The sequence below is a fragment of the Aeromonas diversa CDC 2478-85 genome, assembly GCF_000819805.1.
GTDB lineage: Bacteria > Pseudomonadota > Gammaproteobacteria > Enterobacterales > Aeromonadaceae > Aeromonas > Aeromonas diversa.
On record NZ_CDCE01000003.1, the window covers coordinates 1,782 to 5,051 of the forward strand.

At 52.8% G+C, this 3,270-nt stretch carries 2 rRNA genes; both read left to right on the forward strand.

What is annotated here, in order from left to right:
- Positions 1 to 154: 154 nt before the first annotated feature.
- Positions 155 to 3,042 (forward strand): 23S ribosomal RNA (locus BN1121_RS00130).
- Between the two features lie 105 nt (positions 3,043 to 3,147).
- Positions 3,148 to 3,262: ribosomal RNA gene (gene rrf / locus BN1121_RS00135) — 5S ribosomal RNA — on the forward strand.
- The last annotated feature ends 8 nt before the right edge of the window (positions 3,263 to 3,270 follow it).

Below are 3,270 nucleotides of genomic sequence, written 5' to 3' on the forward strand. Positions count from 1 at the left end.
TGCTCTTTAACAATCTGGAAAGCTGATTTAAAAAGTAGTTCTCAAACATTTGTTACAAGTGTCTTGGCAACTTCTTGGCGAAAACCAAAGTTTATTTTGGTCCTTGTTGTCCAACAACGAGTCGCGTCGGAAACGACACTTCTTGGGGTTGTATGGTTAAGTGACTAAGCGTACACGGTGGATGCCTTGGCAGTCAGAGGCGATGAAGGACGTACTAACCTGCGATAAGCCGTGATGAGTCGGTAAGAGACGCTATCAATCACGGATTTCCGAATGGGGAAACCCACCCGAGATAACTCGGGTATCTGTTACTGAATACATAGGTAACAGAGGCAAACCGGGAGAACTGAAACATCTAAGTACCCCGAGGAAAAGAAATCAACCGAGATTCCCTCAGTAGCGGCGAGCGAACGGGGATTAGCCCTTAAGCAGCGGGGGCGCTAGTGGAACGGTCTGGAAAGGCCGGCGATACAGGGTGATAGCCCCGTACACGAAAGCAAACCCGATGTGAAATCGAGTAGGGCGGGACACGTGATATCCTGTCTGAATATGGGGGGACCATCCTCCAAGGCTAAATACTCCTGACTGACCGATAGTGAACCAGTACCGTGAGGGAAAGGCGAAAAGAACCCCTGTGAGGGGAGTGAAATAGAACCTGAAACCGTGTACGTACAAGCAGTGGGAGCCCTTCGGGGTGACTGCGTACCTTTTGTATAATGGGTCAGCGACTTACATTCTGTAGCGAGGTTAACCGTATAGGGGAGCCGTAGGGAAACCGAGTCTTAACTGGGCGAATAGTTGCAGGGTGTAGACCCGAAACCGGGTGATCTAGCCATGGGCAGGTTGAAGGTTGAGTAACATCAACTGGAGGACCGAACCCACTAACGTTGCAAAGTTAGGGGATGACCTGTGGCTGGGGGTGAAAGGCCAATCAAACTCGGAGATAGCTGGTTCTCCCCGAAAGCTATTTAGGTAGCGCCTCGGACGAATACTACTGGGGGTAGAGCACTGTTAAGGCTAGGGGGTCATCCCGACTTACCAACCCTTTGCAAACTCCGAATACCAGTAAGTACTATCCGGGAGACACACGGCGGGTGCTAACGTCCGTCGTGAAGAGGGAAACAACCCAGACCGCCGGCTAAGGTCCCAAAGTTCTGGTTAAGTGGGAAACGATGTGGGAAGGCTCAGACAGCTAGGATGTTGGCTTAGAAGCAGCCATCATTTAAAGAAAGCGTAATAGCTCACTAGTCGAGTCGGCCTGCGCGGAAGATGTAACGGGGCTCAAACCAGGCACCGAAGCCGCGGATTCACACTATGTGTGAGTGGTAGGGGAGCGTTCTGTAAGTCTGCGAAGGTGTATCGAGAGGTATGCTGGAGATATCAGAAGTGCGAATGCTGACGTAAGTAACGATAAAGGGGGTGAAAAGCCTCCTCGCCGGAAGACCAAGGGTTCCTGTCCAACGTTAATCGGGGCAGGGTGAGTCGACCCCTAAGGTGAGGCCGAAAGGCGTAATCGATGGGAAGCAGGTTAATATTCCTGCACGACTTGTAATTGCGATGGGGGGACGGAGAAGGCTAGGTGGGCCAGGCGACGGTTGTCCTGGTGAAAGGGTGTAGGCGGTATCTCTAGGCAAATCCGGAGATGCAACGCTGAGACCTGAGACGAAGCCACTACGGTGGTGAAGCCATTGATGCCCTGCTTCCAGGAAAAGCCTCTAAGCTTCAGATTACAAGTCATCGTACCCCAAACCGACACAGGTGGTCGGGTAGAGAATACCAAGGCGCTTGAGAGAACTCGGGTGAAGGAACTAGGCAAAATAGTACCGTAACTTCGGGAGAAGGTACGCTCTTGATGGTGAAGTGACTTGCTCACGGAGCTGTCGGGAGTCGCAGTGACCAGATGGCTGGGACTGTTTATCAAAAACACAGCACTCTGCAAACACGAAAGTGGACGTATAGGGTGTGACACCTGCCCGGTGCCGGAAGGTTAATTGATGGGGTTAGCGCAAGCGAAGCTCTTGATCGAAGCCCCGGTAAACGGCGGCCGTAACTATAACGGTCCTAAGGTAGCGAAATTCCTTGTCGGGTAAGTTCCGACCTGCACGAATGGTGTAACCATGGCCATGCTGTCTCCACCCGAGACTCAGTGAAATCGAAATCGCCGTGAAGATGCGGTGTACCCGCGGCTAGACGGAAAGACCCCGTGAACCTTTACTACAGCTTGGCACTGAACATTGAACCTACATGTGTAGGATAGGTGGGAGGCTTTGAAGCGATGACGCTAGTTGTCGTGGAGCCGTCCTTGAAATACCACCCTTGTATGTTTGATGTTCTAACGCAGGTCCCTGAATCGGGATCGCGGACAGTGCCTGGTGGGTAGTTTGACTGGGGCGGTCTCCTCCCAAAGAGTAACGGAGGAGCACGAAGGTTGGCTAATCCTGGTCGGACATCAGGAGGTTAGTGCAATGGCATAAGCCAGCTTAACTGCGAGACGGACAGGTCGAGCAGGTGCGAAAGCAGGTCATAGTGATCCGGTGGTTCTGTATGGAAGGGCCATCGCTCAACGGATAAAAGGTACTCCGGGGATAACAGGCTGATACCGCCCAAGAGTTCATATCGACGGCGGTGTTTGGCACCTCGATGTCGGCTCATCACATCCTGGGGCTGAAGTTGGTCCCAAGGGTATGGCTGTTCGCCATTTAAAGTGGTACGCGAGCTGGGTTCAGAACGTCGTGAGACAGTTCGGTCCCTATCTGCCGTGGGCGTTGGATGATTGAAGGGAGTTGCTCCTAGTACGAGAGGACCGGAGTGAACGAACCTCTGGTGTTCGGGTTGTCACGCCAGTGGCACTGCCCGGTAGCTAAGTTCGGAATCGATAACCGCTGAAAGCATCTAAGCGGGAAGCGAGCCCTGAGATGAGTCATCCCTGACCCCTTGAGGGTCCTAAAGGGCCGTTGGAGACCACAACGTTGATAGGCGGGGTGTGTAAGTGCAGCGATGCATTGAGCTAACCCGTACTAATTACCCGTGAGGCTTAACCATACAACACCCAAGAAGTGTTTAAGACCTTGTGACAGATTGAGACTACGAATTTAGCGCTGATGACGGGAGTCGTGAGTGCAATCAGCTTTTCGGATGACGATTTTGCCTGGCGGCCATAGCGCGGTGGAACCACCTGTTCCCTTGCCGAACACAGAAGTGAAACGCCGTAGCGCCGATGGTAGTGTGGCAGATGCCATGCGAGAGTAGGACACTGCCAGGCACCCAATT